Consider the following 23,082-nt stretch of genomic DNA (forward strand, 5'->3'; position numbering starts at 1 on the left):
TAAAATAAAGTCAAAGATAGAAGAGTGGAAATGAAACTCTACTAGAAGTCACTACAGAGAAAATTATGTCTAATTACATTGATGGCTTTGTCTTTCCCATTTCTCGCGTTCGCCTAAACGAATACAAGTGTTTAGCTGAAGCAGCTGCAAAGATTTGGAAAGAACATGGTGCGCTTGACTACTGCGAATTTGTTGGTGACGATATGGAGCTTGCAGGTACACGTTCGTTTACTGATGTTTTAAAGGCAACAGAAGATGAAACCATAGTGTTTGGCTGGGTAGTATTTGATTCTCGTGAAACACGTGACTTGGTAAACCAGAAGGTCGCGGCTGATCCAAGAATGGCTGATTTGATTGAAGTTTCTAATTCTGGGTTTAATGCTGAGCGAATGGCTTACGGTGGCTTCAAGCCTCTCGTTGAAACTTCTACTCCAAACGCCTAATAACAACTTATTTTAAAGCAGAACTGCAAATATTTTGCTTGGTTTCGCTTCACACATATTTTGCCAATTATTACTAAAAGAAAAAAGGATTCTTTATGCGCCGCTTTTCAATTGTCCCCCTGTTACTCAGTTGTTTTTTCTCAAGTACCTTATTAGCAGAAGAACGTATTAATCAAATAAATTATGCTGCCGTCGGCAATGTCCCTAACGATACAATGAAAGAAATAGAAGAGACTGTTGATTTACACTACAGGCGGATAATTAAAAATTTCAACGTAAAAGATATGCCACCTGTAAGCATTAAAATTTGGCAAGACCGTAATGAATTTGAACAATCATATGGAGATGATGCTAAATATGTTCAAGGTTACGTAGTCCAAGATTTATGGGAGGCTCGCTTTTTTAATGGGCGACCTGAGTTAGGCTTGGGTGTTGTGCACGAATATACTCACCTAGTGACATTAGCAGTTAACCCTACTTTCAATAACAATCCTCGTTGGTTATGGGAAGCTACCGCTATTTATGAATCAGGCCGCCCACCTGTGCCTGATATATCCAAGTTAAAATGTTTTTCTGCAAACTCCTATCCAACTATAGAAAGTTTGGAGCAGCACCCATTCAACATTTACAAGGTTGGCTACTTTTTGACAGACTTTATTATTTCAAAATGGGGACATGACAAACTAGTAGAGTTAGTGAAATCTAATGGCAATATTAACTTAACTCTTAAAGTTACAGTTAAAGACTTCGAGAAAATGTGGCTGTCGTTTTTACAAAAGAAACACAAACTCAATTTTAGTGAAACATCTGAGAAAAATTGCTAACAACTTTCTTTTTATGGCAACATAACAGGATGTTTAAAACGGGGAAAGGTCAGCATGCATAAATCCATCTCATTAGGGAGATATGTTAAAAAGCGAAATGGTGTACCATTAGGGGCGCCTGGCTCTTTACAAGCCATGCTTAAGCGGTCGTTTGGTGCAGAATCTTTTTATGTATTCTGGCAATACTGGAACCCTATTTGGGGCTACTATTTATCTCGCAATGTTATGCGGCCTTTAAATAGAGTACTCCCCATTTGGCTCTCAATTTTATTAACTTTTACAGTAAGTGGTGCACTTCATGATATTGCTGTAACAGTCATTAAATGGCAGGCAACTTTTTTCTTTGCGCCATGGTTCACATTAATGGGAATTATTGTATTAGTTTCAAAATTATATAATATTTCATATCAAGGTGATTCTTTGCTTATCCGTTCATTGTTTAATTTGTTTTATATTGTGTTTAGCTTCTGTTTAACAATAGTTTTTCAGCGTATGTATGGCTAACAAGCAGTTAAAAACCTCTTAATGAGGTATTAGAGAAATTAGTGAAAAAATTTAAATTCAGCATACTTATATTAATGTCTATGGTTTTGTTTTACCTCTACGCAGTGGCGAGCTCTCCTTTGCCTGTTCAAGTTATTGATAGCGATAACTCGGGTATCGTTTCTTTAATAGAGGCCATGGATACATTTGATATCGCTGAGCGTTCAATCATTCGAACAACTGAAAATTGTACCCAATATTATTGGCTTAAAGATGGTTTAACGGTTCATGAGGTATGTGTAGCAAAATCATCGAACTAACAAGGTATTTAAGCAGGAAGTGCTTGAGTACAAAACAAACGAGTCTTGGATTCCCGCCTTCGCGGGAATGACATCTACAAAATGTGAGCAGTTACCGCATCATAACTAACCTGCCAATGTTGATAAAGCCACTATAAAAGACTTTATTATATTGGGTATAAAAGAACCTTTTGAATTGGTTGGTAGAGATCCATATAAAATGTATAACGACCTTTGTAAGGTAACCAATCAACACCATGATCCTTGTGTTATCGATGTTTTTATTTCTGCTGTTCGGTATATGGAAGGTGGAGCTGCTAAAAAATGGTGGGAATTTACCTCAGAGAGAAAAGAACATCAGAGTAAATAAAACTCATTTAATAGCCTATGAGCATAATAGGCCTGTTATTTCTGACACGATTGAGTTTCGTTTTTAATTAAGTTAACGCAATCAATACCTTACTCACTGTATTTAACAGCAGGCTTTCTTTCAGAAAATAGATTGTTAAATTTATAAGAATTCTAATCAAATAATAAAATTGTACATCCTTGCAATATTGATTTTTTGAACTATAACTAACGGCATATTTAAAGGATTAACGGGTATTTCATTGTCAAGGACGTCCACCAATCTCGTCCTGCTGTTTTCAACTTTCATATCGCAGTAGTTAATCTTTCCTTTAACGGATGTTAATAGGGAGGGAATCATCATGTTTGCATCCATTGTTTGCTCAAATACCACTCAAAATACTAACCTCAATTTCTTTGTTAAAATTACTATTTGTATAACCTTAAGCCTACTCATAGCTATACCCGCAAATGCGGCAAAAGGTGGAAATGGTAAGGGAAATGGAGGGAATGATCCAGGCGACCCACCAGAGCCTTTTATAGATGTTGTATATACATCACCTGACAAATTTCTTGATGGGTTATCAAATCCCTATGAATTCTTCTGTAGCAGCAGAAATGGAAACACGTTGTCATGGGACTTTTGCTTAGGTGCAATATTCTCTGACGAATTAAGGCTTAGCCACATCAATGAAGAAAATAATGTAAATCATGGTAACACTTTTGGAACTTGGTCTCCATCTGGTGATTACTTATTGCTTAATAATGACCGCCAAGTTCTAAATGAAGGATCAGACTCTGAATTAGAAATTGAGCATTTTTCAATATCCGATTATCCAAAAATAGTAAAGACAGACTCTAGTGGTGCTGTTGGAGATGGCACTGACGATTCTCCCCATATAAGAAAGGAAGAACAAAAATTTCGTTTACAAGTAAATCAATTAGACTTGCCTGAAGGAGCTGAGCATTTGTATAACCAATTTGGAATATTTGGACGTACACAATGGATATCATATAAAGGTACACAGTATATATTAGCCTTAGCGGCAGATCGCTATATTCCTGATGGGCAAAGTGTTTTCTATAAAAAAGTATATCTAGCTTTTTGGGAAGTAATTAATTGTGGTGAACATTTATGCATTGGTGGCTCAGGTGAAGATCCGGTACCAAACAATGAAGCTCTTCCTCCGGCCTATTTCGCTAATAAAGTCTTTCAACTACCAACTACTAGGTCTGATCCTCTAGAGTTTCATGCTGTGAACTGGGGAGGGATAAATGATGAACCAGATTATATAGTTTATAAAGCTGCAAATGCTGTGGATTATGATAATGGATTTTGGAATGAACAAATTATTGCTTTTGAACTCGATTACTTCCTCGGTGTATCTGAACCAGAGGAGCTAGTTGAACCAGGTGTTATAATTGAAGAAGGAACTGCGAAGCTTAGCGGTAGGGATACACCATTAGATTTGAGGGGCTATTCGGTTTTTGATGGTGGCATTATCTTCAATCAATTCGGTCCCAAAAGTAAAGGCGGAAATAGCCAAATACTATATTACCACTGTCCTAGGAGTGATGAAGATACGATACCTAACTGTGGTTGTACAGACGATTATTTTGATTCCTGTTCCATGGCAACGCTCATTTTAGATACAAACTGGTTCGAAGGTTCGGAAGTTACCCCCTCAATTTCCTTTGCAGTATCTTCTGACGGTAAATATGCTTTAAGTGGTGCTGACGATGGTACTTATCTTCTTGATTTAGCCGAGGCTATTGGAAGTCAAGGTAATACTTCAGCGAATTGGATAAAAATTAGTAATACTACTCACTATGAATCTAAACTGTCATTCAAGCCAATGAGTAAAAATTAAATGTCTGCTGTTAGCAGTCCTTTCAGGACTGCTTTTAGTATTTAAAGATAATCTACAATTGAAAATGTTTAAGGTAAAATTAAATGATTTTAGCCGACTTTGGCACAAAGTAGCCCTATCTTGGATTCCCGCCTTCGCGGGAATGACATCTACAAAATGTGAGCAGTTACCGCTTCGTAGCTAGTCTGCCAATGCTGATAATCAATTGGTATCGCCTTTAACTCTCCGTTAATTGATAATACCAATGAGGGAAACCCTCGTATCGGCATATCACTCACAAAGCCGATTTCATCAATTAATTGCAGCTGTACCTCATTACTTAGCATCTGCTGTTCAAACATCGCAGCATCAAGGCCTAACTCAGTTGCAAGGCTAACGAGTGTATCAATATTAGATGGGTTCTTTGCGTTTAAGTAATACGCTTGCTGAACGGCTAAATACATTTCTTGTTCAAGGTTATGCTGTCGAGCAATTAACATCGCACGACACGCAGGGTAAGTTGATCGCCTTGGCTGGCAAGACGTCCAAAAATCATGGTTGAATTCGGTGCCCAAATGCGTCGCTATTTTATGCCAAGTTTGTTGCAAAAAATTCTGCATATCAGTCGGCATTGGAACATCACTGTCTGGCGCTAAACCACCAACTTTGTATTGTATGTTTACCAGTGGTTGCAGCTGTTCTTGTAACGTCTGCCAAGTAGGCCTATATCCCCAACACCAACTGCACATCGGATCATATACATAATATAACGTAGGCTTATTCATCGCTAATCCAAGTAATGGCTAAAAGGTTAATCTGAACAGAGCGCCGCCCATTGCGCTTTGCTCTAATTTCACATTACCACCATGCGCTACCATTACCTGTCGAGTTAATGCTAAACCAACGCCAGACCCTTCTTTTTTTGTAGTGAAAAAAGGCACAAATATCTTTTTAGCGATTTCTTCAGGTACGCCATCGCCATTATCAGCAATATCAATAACGGCATGACCACGTTTATTCAAATAGGCACTCATTGTTACCGCAGGGTTTGCTACATGGCTTAGCGCTTGTTCTGCATTTTGTAATAGGTTTATTAGCAGTTGCTCAATCATATCTTTATCAACATTAACATCTAATTCTGCGGGCTGAATGTTCGAGCTAAAGCTAATACCTTTATCTAACCATTGTTGGGTGCCAAGCAGGGTAACTTGGCTAAATATATCGTTAAGTTTTACCATTTTCTTTTTAGGCGGTGGCAAACGTGTTAAACGACGATAACTGCCAACAAACTTGGTCAAACCATCACTTCGGCGTGCAACGGTATGTACTGCATCCGACACGTCTTCTAATGACTCAGCCAAGTCAGGGTGGTCGGTTATTTTAGACTTTGCATCATCTAATAAGTCGACCGCGGTTTTCGATAATGACGCTACAGGCGTAATACTGTTCATTATTTCATGTGTTAATACTCGTACTAAGTCTTGCCAGGCTTGCAGTTGCACTACATCTAACTCGCTTTGAATATTTTGCATACTCATCAGCTTTTCTTGTTTACCGGCAATAATAATTTGAGTCGATAAAATGGTGAGTTGCTGCTCCATGTCATCAACTTCAAAAGTAACCAGGCGTCGCTCTCCCGGTTGAAGTGTTTTTATAAGGTTAGCGAACTCCTCGCCAAATTGGCTTAAGTCGTCAAGCTTAGTAACATGGTTTGAACCAAATAACCGGCGTGCACTATTATTCCACAGGGTTATTACCCCGTCTGAATGCACACTCATTAATGGTACTGGAACATGTTCAACCATCGCTTTTAAATGCCTAAGCTCTTCCTCTTGGTTGGTACGTACCGCTTGAAAGCGCTTAAGAATATCGGTAAAGGCATTACCTAACTCGCCAAATCCAGCGCCTAAGTTTTTCATTTCAAATCGTTGTGAATAATCAGCATAGCGGGCAGCATCTAAAAACCGAGCCAATTCGGCATTTGTTTTAGTAATAAAGCGAAACACCATAATGCACTGCACAATTAAAAACAGTGACGTTAATATTGTTGCGGCGTGATAACCGGGAGTGGTGATTAAAAAAGTTAACAAAATAAGCGTTAGCATAACCACAACGGTACGTAAGGCGATCATTAATGAGAATTTTTTAAAACCCATGTTTTTCCATCCTTCTATAAAGCGTAGCGCGCGTTAAACCTAAATCTTTTGCCGCATGACTTATGTTGTAATGATGTTTTTGCAATGCTTGTTTAATCGCGTTTTTTTCTAACCTATCAAGGTTTAAATCGTCATTATCTACTTCGCTACTACTATTATTTAACGAAACTGGGGCAACCATATCGCCAGCTTGATTGGGCGTTGGGTCCAGTTGAAAATCTATCGGCTCTAATTCGCTGCCTTGCGACAAAATTATCGCTCTTTCAATGGCATGCCTTAATGCTCTTACATTACCAGGCCATGGATAATTTTCGATGGCGGTTAAAGCACTTGCTGACAATGGTTTATCGGGTTTGTCATATTTTCGGGCATATAATTTAATGTAATGATTGGCGATCATTTCAATATCTTTATTGCGCTGTCTAAGGGGTGGTAAATCGATTTCTACAGTGTTTAACCTAAACAGCAAATCTTGCCTAAACCTAGACTCTATAGACAAATCTTGTTTGCTCACATTCGTTGCAGTTATCACTCTTACATCGATTGGCACTGCTAAATTTGCACCTATTGGGGTAACCATACGTTGTTCTAGCACAGTTAATAACTTGGCTTGTAAATGTAGTGGTAAGTTACCTATTTCATCTAAAAATAAACTACCGCCGTTAGCCGCTTGTAACCGCCCTACTCTGTCTTCTTTGGCGCCAGTGAATGCGCCTTTTTTATGACCAAATAGCTCACTTTCAAATAATGACTCTGATAATGAGCCCAAATCAACAGACATAAACACTTCATTACAGCGTAAACTTTGGGCATGAATTTCACGGGCGATAAGCTCTTTACCTGTACCGTTTTCGCCTAAGATTAATACATTAGCATCGGTTGGCGCAGTGCGTTCAATTAATGAAAACACCGTTTTCATTGCTGGTGAATTACCAAGTAGCGCTTGACCTGACTTTGCGCCACTGACTTCTGCCAACACCTTATTAGTATTGCGAAGAACTTTTGCTTCTGTTCTTGTTCGGCCTAACTGTACAGCTGCTGAAAGCGTTGCTACAACTTTTTCATTTTGCCAAGGTTTTGCAATAAAATCGGTAGCTCCCAACTTCATCGCGTCAACGGCAACATCAACACCACCATGAGCAGTGATCATGATCACGACTGCTTGCGGATCAATCTCTAGAATTTTTTCAAGCCACAAATACCCTTGTGCACCACTACTCTCGCCAGGGCCAAAATTCATATCCAATAAAATGGCATCAAACTTTTGCCCACTCAATAAACGGGGAATATTTTCTGGCTGATTGCATATCTGCACACTTGAGAAATGTCTTTTAAGCAATAACTTACCTGCAACTAATATATCTTCATCATCATCTACGATGAGTATTACGCCATCTTGCTTCACGTTAACCCTAAACAAATTTTTAACAATTTAATAACTGTTCATTATCGTACATCAACTGTTCGTATTCGTACAGTAGCTAATGTTCATTATCGAACACACAAACAACAAAACAAGCAAATACAATGACTTACGATATGGCACGGTAGTTGCAACTTTACCGGTAGAGCAAAGCAAATTACTCACGTTATCGACTAACCGGGTAATTTAGCTTAATGAGGACAGTTAAGATATGGGTACAATTACACCAATGGAACAAACATCGAAAGCCAAAAAAGAAATTAAAATGCCAGCGAAGAAATCTAATAACTCTTCAAAAGCGGTATCTGGTGCTGGCATGGACCGCAAGGTAACCCGTAAACAAAATCCGTTAAAAAAATGGTCTGGTATTGCAGTGTTAGCAGCCGCTATTTTTTATCTTGGCTACCAATTTATTACATCACCAAGTGGCAGATCATTAAGCGTTGATCAAAACCGAATCGTCGTTTCTACCGTCACCAGTGGTACTTTTGAAGACTTCATTCCTGTTAGAGGCAGAGTAACTCCAGCAAAAACCGTTTATTTAGATGCCATAGAAGGCGGTCGAGTAGAACGAATTTTAGTTGAAGATGGCAGCGACTTAACCAGTGGCGACTTAATCGTTGAACTATCAAATGCATCATTACAACTTAATGTGTTAGGTAACGAAGCTAGAGTTGCCGAGCAGTTAAACAATATGCGTTCAATCGAGTTATCGCTTGAGCAAAACCGCCTACAACACAAACGTAACTTAGTTGACATTGATTACCAAATTAAAATGTTAACTCGCCAATTAGAACGTGAACAACAATTGGTAAACACAGGCTCGGTTGCGCAAACCAAATTTGACGATACTCGCGATACGTTGCAGTGGTATAAAAATCGTTTAACCATAACCCTGGAAAGCCAAGCATCAGATACCCGCATGCAAAGTGAACAATTGCAGTTTTTAAAAGAAACCAGCAAACGTTTGGAAGGTAATTTAGAAATTTCACGTAAAAACTTAGAAAACATGAATGTGCGTGCCCCAGTAAATGGCAAGTTGTCAGGTTTTAATGTTGAAGTTGGACAAAGCATTGGCCGCGGCGAACGTCTTGGCCAAATAGACACCCCGAATGATTACAAACTTACGGCAAATATTGATGAATTTTATTTAGGCCGAGTTGATTTAGGGCAAAAAGCTCAATTTGATGATTACCAACTGGTGATCTCAAAAATATACCCACAAGTTCAAAATGGTCAGTTTGAGGTAGATTTTAAATTTATTGGTGAACAACCTTCAAACATCCGCCGCGGTCAAACTATTCAAACCAAATTAACCTTAGGCGATGAAACCAAAGCCCTGTTAATTCCAAACGGTGCCTTTTTTCAAGATACCGGCGGCAACTGGATTTTCGTAGTTACCGCAGATCAAAGCCAAGCAGTGAAACGCACTGTTCGTTTAGGCCGCAGAAATAGCCGTTTTATAGAAGTATTAGATGGCCTAGAAGAAGGCGAGCAAGTGGTAACAAGCCCGTACAGCAGTTACCAAGATATGGAACGTTTGAACTTAAGCAATTAGTAATAATTACTTAATTAAATAACAAATAAATTTACCAACAATAACTTTATAACGAATACGAATTACAACGATATATAGGAATAATAATCATGTTAAAACTACACAATCTATCTAGAGTTTATCAAACCGACGAAGTTGAAACAGCAGCATTAAACAGCGTCAACATTGAAATTGAACAGGGCGAGTTTGTTGCCATTATGGGACCGTCTGGTTGCGGAAAATCAACATTATTAAATATTGTTGGCATGTTAGATAACCCGTCGACTGGCCAGTATATGTTTATGGATGAAGACATTTCAGATTATAGCGAAGCACAACTTGCCGCTATTCGTAAGCATAACATCGGCTTTATCTTTCAAAACTTCAATTTAATTGAAGAACTGTCAGTACAAGAAAATATCGAGTTGGCACTGCTTTATCACAACATCCCTGCAGCAGAGCGTAAAGAGCGTGTGGCTAAAGTAATGGACAAAGTAGGTATTGCTCACAGAGCCAAACATATGCCAAGCCAATTATCTGGCGGACAACAACAGCGTGTTGCCGTAGCGCGTGCGGTGGTTGGCGATCAAGCGATGATCCTTGCCGATGAGCCAACAGGTAATTTAGACAGTGCCCATGGCCAAGAAGTTATGGAAATGCTGCAACAGTTGAACAAGGAAGGCACCACAATAGTAATGGTAACGCATAGCCCGGCACATGCCGATTATGCTCGTCGTACTATTAATTTATTTGACGGTCATGTAGTGACTGAAAATGTAAGAGCCGCTTAATCATATATTCAAGCTTAGTAAAATTTTTGCATCAACAAGGACACCATCATGTTTCGTAATTACTTAATTACAGCGTGGCGTAACATCATCAAAAACGGCATGTTTTCGTTCATTAATATCTTTGGCTTAGCCATTGGCTTAATGAGCTGTATTTTAATCATGTTATTTGTGCGTGAAGAGACGGGCTATGATCAATGGATCAAAGATAGCGATCGATTAGTTAGGTTGCATACCGCATATTTAATGCCTGATAGACCGCCATTTTTAACCGTAAACTCTGCGGGCAAAATGATGGAGGCGCTGCGAGATTATGCTAAAGGCGAAATTGAAGACGGTGTAAGAGTACTTAATTTTGGTACCACGGTTAGACAAAACAATGATGCATTTTCAGAAAGGATCAACTTAGTCGACGGTAGCTTTTTTGATATTTTTGACCTGCCATTTGAACATGGCTCGAAAGTGAGTTCATTTAAAAAGCCTTATGATTTGGTTATTACTGAAGAGTTGGCGATAAAGTATTTTGGTAAAACGGACGTTATTGGTGAAACGATGACCATTTGTTGCGTTGCTGATGATCCGACTACATTGCCAATTACCGGGGTGTTAAAAGAATTACCCGGTGCTACTCACCTTGATTTGAATATGATTGTGTACTTACAACCTTCGTTGTTTGCCGACCAACCAAATATTTTAGATACCTGGAATAGTGTCAATGTAATGACCTATTTTAAGATGCACCAAGGCGTGAGCGTTGCTCAGTTGCAAGAGCGTATTGAGTATTGGATAAACAATGAAAGCCCTTTTGTGCAAATGTTTAAAGAAAACATGGGTGAGCTACCAACCGATACCAAACTCACTGATATGGTAAAACACCGAGTAATGGCCGTTCCCGATTTGCATTTACAAGCAAGAGAGCATGCCGGAAGCATGGGAGATGTTACTCCTATGGGCGATTTAAGAATGATATACACCTTCATGATTGTTGCCGGCTTAATACTACTGATTGCTTGTATAAACTTTATGAACTTGGCAACAGCAAGAGCGAGTCAACGAGCGAAAGAAGTCGCAATGCGCAAGGTAATGGGTGCGAGTCGTAGACAAGTTGCAACTCAGTTTTTAGGTGAGGCTATTGCCTTAGTACTTATTTCACTGTTGTTTGCTTTAGTCGCTGTTGAGGCTGCATTGCCTTTATACAATTCGGCGCTGGGTCGTGAGCTTGAGTTACGTTTATTTGAAGACGCTGATTTAATTTTATCACTGGTAGGTACATCTTTGCTGGTTGGCTTAGGTGCTGGCATTTACCCTTCGCTTTACTTATCACGCTATTTACCTGGACACATATTAAAATCTAGTAAGGGTGCTGAATCAACAAGTTCATCAACACTTCGTACTGCTTTAGTTGTGTTTCAATTTGCCACATCTATTGCACTTATTATAAGTACGGCTGTGGTTTACGGACAAACGGTATACGCAAACTCTATGGATGTTGGTTATGAAACCCAAAACAAGCTGATATTAAATATTAGAAGCGCCGATAACTTAGAAAGTTTAAAACAAGAACTGTTGAACTTGCCAGAGATAAGCTCTGTGGTATTTTCATCTGAATCGCCAACTCAAGACAATGAAAATAACAACGGTTTCAAATTATTAGGGCAAGAGCAAGAAGGCTCTAAGAGTCAAGGCGAGTTACTTAATTACCACAACATGGGCTACGGATTTTTTGAAGCATACGATATTAAACCTGTTGCTGGCCGCCTATTTGATCAGGCCCATGCTACTGATGAAATAAAGCCCATAGCAGAAGACGAAAACCGCATTGGCAACGCTAACGTAATATTAAACGAAACTGCGGTTAAAAAGTTTGGCTTTACCAGCCCACAACAAGCGATAGGTAAAACACTTGAAACCGATGTATTTAGAGCTGGTAAGTATCACCTAACGATTATTGGCGTGATACCAGATGTTTATTTCCGTTCAATAAAGTTTGGTGTAAGAGCTAGTGCTTACATGTTGAACCCTGAACGTTTTCGTATGGCAAGCTTATCGTTTAACACTAATGATGTCTCAAGCCTGCTACCTAAAATAGAAACAATTTGGAAAGCCAATGTGCCTATGCAGCCTATTAACTTACAATTTTTAAGTGAAATGATGAAAGCGCAATACGCTCAAGAAATGGCGCAAGCGAAATTATTTTCTGCCTTCTCAATATTAGCAATACTGGTAGCTTGTTTAGGATTATATGGTTTGGCCGCTTTTACAGCAGAGCGAAGAACAAAAGAAATTGGCATACGCAAAATAATGGGTGCCAGAGTAAGAGACATCGTATCACTACTGATTTGGCAATTTTCTAAGCCAGTTATCATTGCCATGTTATTCGCTTGGCCATTGTCAGTGTACTTAATGCTGCAATGGTTAGAGGCTTTCCCATATCGAATTAATACCTATTGGTTATTACCTATTTGCTTAATTGCAGGAGGTAGCGCCTTATTAATTGCTTGGTTAACCGTTGGTGGCAATGCAGCGAAAGTTGCCCGTTCAAACCCAGTTAACGCACTGCGTTACGAGTAACTAAGCCGAAATAAATAAGAATTAAACCGAATTAAATACAAAAAATAAAGGAACACTTATGTTTCAAAATTATATAAAAATAGCGATACGTGCATTAGCAAAAAATAAGCTTTATGCCGCGATAAATGTAATAGGTTTAGCCATTGGTCTTACGGTTTATTTATTCGGAGGCATTATTGCCGAATACGAAAAAAATCATGACACCATGTATGAAAACCATCAACGTACATACACCGTTGGTTCAATCATGTCTCCTACTGCAAACATTGGTGTTAAAGAGCTCGACAATACCTATTCAGCAATGGGGCCATTAATTGGCGCCGAGCTTGAAGAATTGGATGCGTTTGCTCGCACAATTAGACGTGGTTACCTGTTAACCATTGGCGATAATCATTTTCATGAAACCGTTAAGTTTACTGACAAAGAGTTATTGGATATTTTCAATTTCAATTATATTGCTGGTGATGCCAAGGCTCTTGTAGACCCTAAAGGTTTAGTATTAACTCGCGACACAGCGATGAAGTTTTTTGGCCGAACAGATGTTGTTGGTGAAACGGTATTATTGAATCACGAATTCGATTTACACGTTACCGCAGTAATTGAAGAAATCCCGCAAAATAGTCACTTTAATTCGTCGTTTATCAGCGGCGCAGTAACTATGTTCGCGCCATTAGAAGCGCTTAACCGTATTGATGATTGGGATTTAGCCGGTAATTGGAACAACATAAGTGGTGGTAACCAGGTTTACGTGATGACTAAAGAGGTTATGCCGCTAGATGAGCTTAATCTTAAGTTGAATGCCATTTTTGACCGTCATGTAGAGCCTGAAATGAAAGAAAAATTTATGGCTTCTTTAAACGCTCACCACCTTAAAGATACTAATGTTGCCATTTGGGATATGGTTGGCATGCCAGTTATTGAAAGTATTCAAATATTAGGCGTATTGGTGCTTATTATCGCAATAGTTAATTACACGAACCTTGCTACCGCACAAAGTATTGGCAGAGCCAAAGAAGTTGGTTTGCGTAAAACATTAGGGGCAAAACGTCGTCAGCTCATGATGCAGTTTTTGACCGAGAGTATGACCATAGCCTTTATATCAATGATTTTGGCGATTGTATTTTTGGAGCTGTTGGTACCTCAATTTAACAACGCCACCGATAAAGTCGTAATGTTAGATTATATTGGACTACTTCCATGGTTACTTACGACGACAGTAATCGTTGGCCTTATTGCCGGTGCTTACCCAAGTTATTTGATCACCAAAACTACTCCAATTGATGCATTACGAGATCTAAACGGCAAGGGCGCAAAAGGTAGCTTTTTCCGCTCGTTAATGATCGGCACGCAATTTATGCTGTCTATTTTTATGCTCGCTTTAGTAATGATAGTATTTTTTCAAAATGAAAAAGTACAAGAAAGCAGTAATATTTACCCAAAAGATGAAGTGTTAGTACTTGAAAAAATGTCGGTTGAATCGATACGTAAAAGAGAAAACACCCTGCGCAATGAATTATTGCAATTACCTGATATAAGCAGTGTGACCTTTACAGCTCAAGTACCATTTGAACAAAGCAACAGTCAACGGGAAGTGAGTAGAGTTAAAGGAGATGAAAACAGTGATGTTCAAGCAAACATAAATGAAGTTGATCATGACTTTTTAAAAACCTTTGACGTACCGTTGGTTGCAGGCAGAGACTTCTCAAGAGATGTGCTTGGTGATGAACGACGCGATATTGAAAACCGTAGAGCCAATGTTATTGTCAACGTGTTATTAACCAAAAAGCTTGGTTACACAACCCCAGAAGAAGCTGTAGGGGAAACATTTTGGGGTGAGCAAAGTGAAGAAGTAGAATCATTTCAATACGATATTGTCGGTGTAATGGAAGATCAAAATCTATTAGGCTTGCATAATAAAATGAAAGCGTGGATTTTTATTAACAACCCCGTTCCACATCGCTATGGTGCAATTCGAATTCGAAAAGGCGCTTCTGCCAATATAATTTCAGAAATAGAAGAAGCATGGAAACGAGTATTACCCGACTACCCTATTCAGCATAAGTTTTTGGATGGCTTATTCGCCCAGATTTATCAAATTTATAAAACCATGAATGGCGTGTTAGCGGGGTTTGCAGGTATCGCATTATTGCTGGCATTAATCGGCCTATTTGGTCTGGCTGCATTCATGGCACGCTCTCGTACCAAAGAAATCGGCATTCGCAAAGTTATGGGTGCTTCACTACCACAAATTGTTAAATTGCTATTGTGGCAGTTTTCAAAGCCGGTAATGTGGGCGATTATTTTTGCCCTCCCATTGGCTTACTTTACGTCAAACATGTATTTGCAATTTTTTGCCGAGCGAATCGACTTACAAATACCAATTATTTTAATGTCAGGCATTATCGCGGTAGGTTTAGCTTGGATTGTAATTGCATTGCACGCCTTTAAAGTGGCAAGGGCAAATCCAATATCGGCACTGCGTTACGAATAAATCTTCGGGTTTTACCTAAAAAACAACTCTAAAGGGACTTCACATAATGTTATGTGCAGTCCCTTTTTCATTACTTGAGGGTGTTAATGCTAAAGAATAGAGCGCAGGTAATAGCACTATATCTGCCATTAACGCGGCAACAAACGTAACACTTGCAATGACTCCCATATCATTAATTGCAATCAGTTGATTACTCGTCATAGATAAAAACCCTGCAACTAATGCTAGTGTCGTATACATAACACCTTTACCTGCATGGTCTAGCATGGATTTAATTTGCAGTTGCGCTGACAAGCCTTGTTTCGCTAAAAGCCTTAGTTTTGTGAGTAAATGAAAGCTGTTATCTACCACAATACCAATAGCGATAGCTAACACAACCGCGGTGCCAATCCTTACCTGTATGCCAGTGAATGCCATAAAGGCAAGAGGAATTAAAATAGGTAAAAAATTTATAATTACGGCGATTATTATTAACCGTTTTTCTTTTAAAGCGACCATAATAATGGGAATTATAATGATGAAAGCTGCGCATAAAGTGATGATCATATCCATCAATATTTGATCCATCCCTTGTTGGGCTAACCACCACTGCCCTACTATATCCACCTTAAACTCTCTGCCTAAATACTGCTTAGCTAAAGATTCTATCTGTTCTTTATACAGCATTGCTTGCTTAGAGCCGATGTCTGAAATACGAACTTGCACAGCAATTACTGAATTATTGTCATTAATTAATTCAGCAAGGTTTAATTGCTCCGCAGGTAGTTGGTGTAATTGCTTTATATAATATTGATATTGGGGTTGCTCGTAATGTTGAGGAAAAAAATCAAAAATAGAACGTACTGAATCGGTATGTTTTAATGCTTTAATTGCCGACACAAAAGTGCTGATTTTATCGGCTGAGTGTTTAGTTAATATCTCACTTTCATCAACTCTGCTGACGCGAATATCGGGCCCCAAAAAACCACCAAACTTTTGCTCTAATAATGTTTGCGCAATACGTACAGAATGCTGTTTAGATAACTCTTCATTAAATTTTTGCTCTATGTTTATAAAGTTAAAACTAAGTAATGAAACCACAACAACGCCAGCGGTAAACAAGAGAACTCGGTATGGTTTAAGCGATGCGAAGTTAGCCAACTTATACATTATTACCACTGCGGTTTTGGTCAGATAATTTTCAACAACCTGAGGTTTCAAGGCAATATTTCTCAGTAAAAATGGAATTAACAATTGGTTTGCCAGCCAAAGCTGAATAACTGCAACAGCAACTACCAGTCCAAAATCTTGGATGATAATAAGCTTCGCCATAAGCAAAGAAAAGAACCCGGCAGAGGTAGAGATAGACGTGTAAAAGCATGCTGGCGATGTACTGAACAGCATTTGTTCAATCGCTTCTTCGGTATTTTTATTTTTTGAATATATCCGCAGAAAAGCAATGACCATATGAATCGCATCGGCAACACCTATAACCAGTATAATCGCAGGAACCACACTGTTGATTATGGTAACAGGTATATTAAACCACCCCATAACACTAAGGCAGGAAACAATAACCAAAAACACCGGAGTGAGCACTACAACTAATACGCGCCATTGTTTAAGTACTAAATAGATCAATAACGCTACGAATAATGTCGTTAAGGTAGTTGCAATTAATTGGTCAATTAAAATCTGATCAGCATAAGTTGCTTCAACGATTGACACGCCAGAGCGATACACTTGGGTATCGGCAGGTACGTAGCTATTAATGTAAGCATCTATTGTGTCAATAATAGCCCGTCGTTGCTGTAAATCAGTTAACGGAGGAATAAGCTTAACGGCTAACAGGGTATACTTTTGATCTTTTGATAACACCAAACGGTATGCTTCAACATTCTCAGCAATTTGCTGCAAATGTTTGTCCAATTTTGGTTGCTCATTATAAATTTCAGCTGGAAACTGCGGTATTAGTTTTAAGGTTGGTGGGTCAACCAATGATGGCACCGCTGTTAAGTTTGCCAAAGTGGTTAAGCTAACCACTTGCGATACACCATTAACGCTTTGTATTTGTGACGACAACTCGTTTAGGCTTGTCACAAAACTTGGCTGTAAGATATGCTGATTCTGCAAAATAAAAATAACATAACTACCTGAAGCCTGACCAAATGTTTCCTCAAACTGCTGGGTTATATGATATTGCGAACTTTGCGTCAGAAAAAAAGGTTTGAATGAGAAATCATAGCGAAGCTGAAAAACACCAAGGCTTAATGCGCACCAAACAATAAAACACGGCAGTAAAGTTAACAGCTGCTTTTGGCCAATCAGCTTCTGCAAGTTTAGATACTTAAGATGAACCTTAGTATAGAAATCCATACCCAAATTAATCTATGTTAAACAGTTCCTGCAATTGACCAACATTTTCAACACTTTTCAATTCTATTTGGCCAAAACTGATCCCGTACAACTCTTGCATTTCGATGATCAGCTCAACTAAAGTGAATGAATTATCGACTAAATCCAGCATTTTAGTTTTTGCGTTAATTTGCTCTTTCGGACATGCCAAAATATTAGCCATGTCTGAAAAGAATTGTTTTTCATCTACCATTTTGTCCCCCTTACCGGTACGGGCCTAAGCCGTAACCATCATGGTTTCGATTCTGTCCTGATACTCATCTGTTACTTTTAGGTAAGCATCTTTATCTGCCTGCATAAAACGTTTAATTGTTGACTGTACTTCATTAACGCCATATTCAGCTTCCATATCTTTTAGGGCTTTACGTACCCACTTTAAGTGCCAAACTTCTTCACCAATAATAGTATCTAATGTTTGTAGTACAATTTTTGGTTGTGTAATTATTTTTCTATGATGAGAATATTGCTCAAAAACCCTTAACTCAAACACATGGGTAATGGCCAAAACTTCCATTAAATTTGAAGGCAAACCCGCGGCCTTTAAATAATAATCCTGATAACTCCTTTCAAGTTTTATTGGCTGCATGTTTAATTGCTTTAAACAATTCCCCCAATACCTTGAATGCTGCGCTTCATCAGCAAATTGTTGAGTCATGTTGTGTTGAATAATACCGGGTTTCATACTGCGCGCCAGCTGGCCAAAAAACAGCGCACCGGATATTTCAGATGTCCGATAAAAACTCAATAACCAGCGTATATTTTCGTTAATATTCATATTGAACTCCTTTGACAAAATGCGACACATAACGCACCAACACCATTAACAATACATCTATAGCGTAATTGCCAATGTGGATGGTTAACAACGGTAGCTACACCAGCACTTGCACTGGGTTTATCTAATTTAAAATCAATAAGTCCTAATTTTTCATTGTTCATTGTGGCTTTAAATAATGCTTCTTTAACGGTCCAAAGTCGGACAAACTCCCGATCAAACTCTTTACTGCATAAAGAGGATAACCAACGCTGCTCTGCGTTATCTAAAAACCACTCTGCCATTTTTGGCTTAACCTTGTGCCAAGTTTCAAAATCAATCCCTACTCCGCAAACATCACTTATTGCAACGGCAATAGCTGAGCCATTACTGTGGGTTAAGGAGTAAGATGAATTAGGAAAACTTAATTGTTCTGTATCTAAGCTTCCCCCTCTTTTTTGCAATAATGTTTTTAATGCATTACGCCCTTTTAACCAGTCGGTTTTACGTGACTGTGTCGTAAAAGAGTCATATTGCTTTCTTTCATTGATAGTCAATTTTGACAGTGCTAACGGTTGCGTGCACATTTCGACTGTCACGTCTTTACCTGACCATTGGCTTAGCAATTTATTCATCGACCTTCACTCCTTGCTTGGCAATAGCGATACTTTTGTTGGGGCTGATTGCTTTGCCCCATTTATTGTTGATTAAGTATGAGCAAATCTTCGGGAGCATGTCTTTCACTTTAAAATTAAGATCTACTGTAGTCTGTGACTGAGCTCTTGAGTTTTTGACTATTTTGTTTGTATATAATTGCTGACTAAAAGGCGCCATAACAGCAAGCGCTTGGCCTAATATACTGCCTAAAGATTGTGTGCCATCAATAAGCTTTTGAAATGTTGGCCAGCTGGCAAATCGGGGTTTTAATATTCTTTTCTGCTTAAATTCATCGTATAAGTTGAACTGGCAATACACTTCATCAATGAGGTTTCCTAATGCCAAAGAGTGTTCATCATCAATTGATGAATGGAAAAAGCCACGGCTTTCATTAAGTAGTAGCTGACCACATAATTGTGCAGACGTATCTCTTGTAGTTAAATAGATTTTTGTCGACTCTTCACCAGGCATTACGGCCAGTAGGCCATAAAAAAGTAACCGCAAGGTTTGATGAAATACATTATATTGATGTACTTCGCCTAAATCATTATCGGCCACTATGGTAGCCACTCGCACAATTTGCCAAGGCAAAGCAGCAAATTCGTCTAGGAGTACCTGTTCGGCGTTAAACTTGGACCATTCATAATGATTGGCAAATGTCGGCGTTGGGCTAATAGGCTGCTCGTTAATAACCTTGGTATCCAAGCCGGCGACATATAATGTGCTGATCAGTGAAACACATTTAAGTTGTTGGCAACGCTGAGCAAACTGTAAAAGCTTGCGTGTGCCCAACACATTTACCTGATAAGCATCTTCTTTTTCGACGGCAAAGTTTGTCAGCGCAGCACTGTGAATAATATGAGTGATCTCTGCTGAGTTTACATCCGCAAATACCGTGTCATCAGTAAGATCGCCATAATAAAAATGGCAACGCGAATTGTTTAAAAGAGTTGCCAACCGTTGCTTTTTAAGCTCGATTGATTGTTGAGACGACGCCTTCACCCATAAGCACAATTGTAAATTGCTGTTAGCAAGTAAATAGCGGGCAATTGCATGACCAAGATAGCCATCAGCGCCGGTAATTAACACCATACCTTTACTCATAACTCTCTCCCAACGGCCAAGAAGCGATGTTTTTGCCATGTTGGTAAAATAAAGCAAACAACCAACGCTCTAACCCGAATGCAACGCAAGCAGACTTTGCCGGTTGCTCTCGGTAAGAAATATTGTAGCAATCGGCAAAAAAGCTACGGTGATCATTTATTGATGCAATGGCTAAACCACTCTCTAAACTTAATTCTTGCTTCACGGGCTCAACAATTTGGCTTATGGCTTTAGTGTCATGGCAAGGATCAAAAAATGGGTCTGTAGCCTGTCGCCAAGTAGCTTTAATACCGAGTTCATCAACAAGTGAAAGGATAAATGCTTTCGCACTTTCCAGAAAATCGCTTATCCCCTCAGAGTCAGAAAAACAGACAACCTCACGCATAGTAAAGTTCCACTGACGCTGCAGTGGCGCATAATATTCTTCACGGCGATGACACATACATTTGGTCGTTAGATATGTGGTGTCAGCAATATTATTATCTTTAAAGCGATGATAAAAATGATAACAAGCAGCAGGTGTTAAGACTTGTTTAGTCGCTTGCCAGTCGACATTGTCTGTCACTGCAGTTTTACTGCCTTGTTTAAACTGATGTAGATTGTCTACTTCAAGTTTTGGCGTATGGGCAAACGTGGCCAAATGAGGAAATGATGCACAGTACCCCGTTGGTGCAAGGTCTTGCACTGAAATGAAATTTGGAAATAAAAACTCAGTTGCATTGAGTTTCTCAGCCCACTGTAAAATACGCGCATCTAACAGAGTTAAACATTGTAATAAATCACCTGAAATAGCAGCATGACCATCCATATGCCACTGTAATCCGTGCCATTGAAATTCACGCCAATTCGATTCATCTAATTGCTCAATACGATTAATACCAGTTCCCATTTCAGCACACATCACAAGCCTCCAAGGTATAAAATGTATTTGCTATTATCGAAATGGTTTTAAAACACCCTGGCGTTAGCTGTTCAATAACAATTCTGTTTCCGCTGCTTTGTTCAAGTAATAGTAATAGGTCAAGTACTTGAAATGACGTTATCAGCCGATTTTCAAGCAAAGGCGTTGCATTACTTATGCTATTAAAATCAGTACTTGAATTAACGCGCTGCAAACATTGACGAACTAATTTTTCTGCTTCTAGTTTATTCATGCCACATCTCCAAGTAATTGTTGATGGTAAAACCATGCTAACCGTTTGTGCTGTAGTTTATCTCTGTGTTGCTTAGCTGGTTCGCTATTAAATACAGTCAGACTTAAACTGGCACAATCGGTTAAACCTGCGTCAAAATATGCATCAGGACAATAAAATTGCTTCCAGGTATTATGCAAAAAGCCATTCAGGTGTTGGTTTATCTGCTGCAATTTATGTTCATCAATACGATCATGCAACTCAGTTAACCAATACTTTAAAAAGCCTAAGCCAAAAGCTAAATGGCGCGACTCTTCTAGATGATGTAAACGGTTAATTTCACTAACAATACCAACAACCTTACTATCACCAGCGATTTGACGGTTATATTCATCAACGATGGTTTCAAAGATATAAATTCGAGCAAACAGTAAAAGCAGCTCTATCTCATCATCTCGGGGAGCACCTATTTCCAACGCGCGTAATGGATAAATTTTATTGGCATACTGAATACAAAAGCGCGAAAAATACATCATATGTTTCGCTTCTTCTTCAATAAAGTGCAGTAAATATTCTGACATCTCTAACGATGGAAAATTGAATAAATGACTGCTAACGGCGTTTATCAAATATTTCTCACCGTGCACATTTAAACTGAAAAAGTTTATTGCTTCATAAAAGCTTAATTTCTTTTTCTGCGCATCAGTAAACTCATACCATTGCTCGCTGCCATATATTGAGATTAACTCAGGTTTGAAGCACCATTGGTTTTTCGGTAACACCGAAGGCCAGCTAAGGGCGTCAGGGGTTAAAAACTGCTGCTCTGACATTTGCGTTAACTTTTTCAGTTGGGTAGTAAACTTTGCAGTATTCATACTTTTTCTACCACCATACATTGCCAATTACTGCCAAACCCTGCCATAAACAGTAATATCAGTTGGCCTTTTTTTATTTTTCCACTGTCATCGAGTTTTGATAGATTAATGATATTGTCAGCGCTGATCACATGGCCTACGTGCGCTAATGACTCAAACCACGCTTTGTCCTCATCAATGCCTAAAAGGGCGGCAAGAATTGACCAAGCTTTAGCATTAGTATTTTGCGGAATAACCCAGTCGATAGCGTCAATGGGTTTATTTATTTGCATCAGGGTTTCGTTAATTAACTGATGTATATATGAGAAGTAACTGCCCACGGTTTCATCATCACTTGCACATGCCTGTGCACCGTTGGTAATGTGCTTAACCGTTAAAATTCGAAATCCTTGTGGTTTTCTCGACACTAAACAAGCAGCACCACCATCTGAAATTAGATTGTACGCTTGCTCGTAATATGCATTCTCAGGGAAGTTATCAGCGCTAATGCATAGCACGTTGTTAATATTTTCTTCCGCTGCTAAAAAGTTTTTAGCAATGCGAATACTACCTAACATACAAGTACATGCTTGTTGGGTTAAACCAATAACAAAAGCGTTCTCCATGCCAAATTTCACTTGCAGTTTACTGGCAGGAAACACCATTAAATCTTTTACATCTCGACTCTGTTCAAACACTTCATGTTGATGACAGTTAGCATTTTGCGGTAGACAATTTGCGTAAATAATACAGTCAACGTCAGCCGTATTTATTTTACTATCTTGCAATGCTTTACATGCCAGTTGATATGCGTTTTCATCAGCAGAGCAAACAAAGTGCTGTTCAAATCCAGACGCTTGCAAAGCTTGAGCTGAAGAAACTAATACACCGGCCTTTTCAGCCTCACGAATTGTTCTTAGCTCAGAGCCCAATGAAGTCCCCAATTGTTGTAAGTAGGTATCAGTCATAGTTA

21 protein-coding genes and 1 pseudogene are annotated in these 23,082 nt (G+C 38.9%); 10 read left to right on the forward strand and 12 right to left on the reverse strand.

The window, feature by feature from the left end; all coding sequences use genetic code 11:
• Nucleotides 1-65: 65 nt before the first annotated feature.
• The 6 genes and pseudogenes from RI845_RS13275 to RI845_RS13300 all read left to right on the forward strand — a co-directional run bounded on the left by RI845_RS13275 (nt 66) and on the right by RI845_RS13300 (nt 4,268).
• Nucleotides 66-443 carry a DUF1428 domain-containing protein gene (locus tag RI845_RS13275; protein ID WP_348386644.1) on the forward strand — a complete coding sequence of 126 codons (378 nt, stop codon included), beginning with the start codon at nt 66-68 and terminating at the stop codon, nt 441-443.
• Between the two features lie 95 nt (nt 444-538).
• Complete coding sequence (locus RI845_RS13280; protein ID WP_348386645.1) at nt 539-1,267, forward strand: hypothetical protein; 729 nt, start codon at nt 539-541, stop codon at nt 1,265-1,267.
• A 54-nt stretch (nt 1,268-1,321) separates the two neighbouring features.
• Nucleotides 1,322-1,771, forward strand: a complete 450-nt coding sequence (locus RI845_RS13285; RefSeq protein WP_348386646.1) for an acyltransferase — start codon at nt 1,322-1,324, stop codon at nt 1,769-1,771.
• A 41-nt stretch (nt 1,772-1,812) separates the two neighbouring features.
• Nucleotides 1,813-2,070, forward strand: coding sequence for a hypothetical protein (locus RI845_RS13290; RefSeq protein WP_348386647.1), 258 nt, complete (start codon nt 1,813-1,815; stop codon nt 2,068-2,070).
• Nucleotides 2,071-2,197: 127 nt separating this feature from the next.
• Nucleotides 2,198-2,419, forward strand: a pseudogene (locus tag RI845_RS13295) (helix-hairpin-helix domain-containing protein); the annotation flags it as partial.
• 340 nt (nt 2,420-2,759) lie between these two features.
• Entirely contained in the window at nt 2,760-4,268 is a 1,509-nt protein-coding gene (locus RI845_RS13300; RefSeq protein ID WP_348386648.1) for a hypothetical protein, read from the forward strand.
• A 149-nt stretch (nt 4,269-4,417) separates the two neighbouring features.
• Here RI845_RS13300 and RI845_RS13305 read toward each other — a convergent pair whose 3' ends face one another.
• The 3 genes from RI845_RS13305 to RI845_RS13315 are packed head-to-tail and all read right to left on the reverse strand — an operon-like array spanning nt 4,418 to nt 7,808.
• A complete protein-coding gene (locus RI845_RS13305) occupies nt 4,418-5,032 on the reverse strand; it encodes a DsbA family protein (protein WP_348386649.1) in 615 nt (204 codons plus the stop codon).
• Between the two features lie 18 nt (nt 5,033-5,050).
• Complete coding sequence (locus RI845_RS13310; RefSeq protein WP_348386650.1) at nt 5,051-6,403, reverse strand: sensor histidine kinase; 1,353 nt, start codon at nt 6,401-6,403, stop codon at nt 5,051-5,053.
• Nucleotides 6,393-7,808 carry a sigma-54-dependent transcriptional regulator gene (locus RI845_RS13315; protein WP_348386651.1) on the reverse strand — a complete coding sequence of 472 codons (1,416 nt, stop codon included), beginning with the start codon at nt 7,806-7,808 and terminating at the stop codon, nt 6,393-6,395. The genes RI845_RS13310 and RI845_RS13315 overlap by 11 nt, the downstream gene beginning before the upstream one ends.
• Before the next feature lie 229 nt (nt 7,809-8,037).
• On the opposite strand from RI845_RS13315, the gene RI845_RS13320 reads away from it, so the two are divergent.
• From RI845_RS13320 to RI845_RS13335, 4 genes are all read left to right on the forward strand, one after another.
• A complete protein-coding gene (locus RI845_RS13320) occupies nt 8,038-9,384 on the forward strand; it encodes an efflux RND transporter periplasmic adaptor subunit (protein ID WP_348386652.1) in 1,347 nt (448 codons plus the stop codon).
• Between the two features lie 89 nt (nt 9,385-9,473).
• Entirely contained in the window at nt 9,474-10,154 is a 681-nt protein-coding gene (locus tag RI845_RS13325; RefSeq protein WP_348386653.1) for an ABC transporter ATP-binding protein, read from the forward strand.
• Nucleotides 10,155-10,202: 48 nt separating this feature from the next.
• Entirely contained in the window at nt 10,203-12,722 is a 2,520-nt protein-coding gene (locus RI845_RS13330) for an ABC transporter permease (RefSeq protein WP_348386654.1), read from the forward strand.
• Between the two features lie 58 nt (nt 12,723-12,780).
• Nucleotides 12,781-15,213 (forward strand): ABC transporter permease, encoded by a 2,433-nt coding sequence (locus tag RI845_RS13335; protein WP_348386655.1) that lies wholly within the window; start codon nt 12,781-12,783, stop codon nt 15,211-15,213.
• Nucleotides 15,214-15,252: 39 nt separating this feature from the next.
• Here RI845_RS13335 and RI845_RS13340 read toward each other — a convergent pair whose 3' ends face one another.
• The 9 genes from RI845_RS13340 to RI845_RS13380 form a co-directional block, all read right to left on the reverse strand.
• A complete protein-coding gene (locus RI845_RS13340; protein WP_348386656.1) occupies nt 15,253-17,292 on the reverse strand; it encodes an efflux RND transporter permease subunit in 2,040 nt (679 codons plus the stop codon).
• A 283-nt stretch (nt 17,293-17,575) separates the two neighbouring features.
• Nucleotides 17,576-17,800: a hypothetical protein gene (locus RI845_RS13345; protein WP_348386657.1), complete on the reverse strand. Its 225-nt coding sequence runs from the start codon at nt 17,798-17,800 to the stop codon at nt 17,576-17,578.
• Between the two features lie 24 nt (nt 17,801-17,824).
• Nucleotides 17,825-18,382 (reverse strand): ferritin-like domain-containing protein, encoded by a 558-nt coding sequence (locus RI845_RS13350; RefSeq protein ID WP_348386658.1) that lies wholly within the window; start codon nt 18,380-18,382, stop codon nt 17,825-17,827.
• Nucleotides 18,379-18,996 (reverse strand): 4'-phosphopantetheinyl transferase family protein, encoded by a 618-nt coding sequence (locus RI845_RS13355; RefSeq protein WP_348386659.1) that lies wholly within the window; start codon nt 18,994-18,996, stop codon nt 18,379-18,381. Before RI845_RS13355 ends, RI845_RS13350 begins: the two co-directional genes overlap by 4 nt.
• Nucleotides 18,989-20,122, reverse strand: coding sequence for an SDR family oxidoreductase (locus tag RI845_RS13360; protein WP_348386660.1), 1,134 nt, complete (start codon nt 20,120-20,122; stop codon nt 18,989-18,991). Before RI845_RS13360 ends, RI845_RS13355 begins: the two co-directional genes overlap by 8 nt.
• Nucleotides 20,115-21,023: a class-II aminoacyl-tRNA synthetase family protein gene (locus tag RI845_RS13365; protein WP_348386661.1), complete on the reverse strand. Its 909-nt coding sequence runs from the start codon at nt 21,021-21,023 to the stop codon at nt 20,115-20,117. Before RI845_RS13365 ends, RI845_RS13360 begins: the two co-directional genes overlap by 8 nt.
• On the reverse strand, nt 21,013-21,276 hold the full coding sequence (locus RI845_RS13370) for a hypothetical protein (RefSeq protein ID WP_348386662.1): 264 nt from the start codon (nt 21,274-21,276) through the stop codon (nt 21,013-21,015). Before RI845_RS13370 ends, RI845_RS13365 begins: the two co-directional genes overlap by 11 nt.
• Nucleotides 21,273-22,130 carry a diiron oxygenase gene (locus RI845_RS13375; protein ID WP_348386663.1) on the reverse strand — a complete coding sequence of 286 codons (858 nt, stop codon included), beginning with the start codon at nt 22,128-22,130 and terminating at the stop codon, nt 21,273-21,275. Before RI845_RS13375 ends, RI845_RS13370 begins: the two co-directional genes overlap by 4 nt.
• Nucleotides 22,127-23,077, reverse strand: coding sequence for a 3-oxoacyl-[acyl-carrier-protein] synthase III C-terminal domain-containing protein (locus RI845_RS13380; RefSeq protein ID WP_348386664.1), 951 nt, complete (start codon nt 23,075-23,077; stop codon nt 22,127-22,129). The genes RI845_RS13375 and RI845_RS13380 overlap by 4 nt, the downstream gene beginning before the upstream one ends.
• Nucleotides 23,078-23,082 lie beyond the last annotated feature (5 nt).

The organism is Thalassotalea nanhaiensis (assembly GCF_031583575.1).
Lineage (GTDB): Bacteria > Pseudomonadota > Gammaproteobacteria > Enterobacterales > Alteromonadaceae > Thalassotalea_A > Thalassotalea_A nanhaiensis.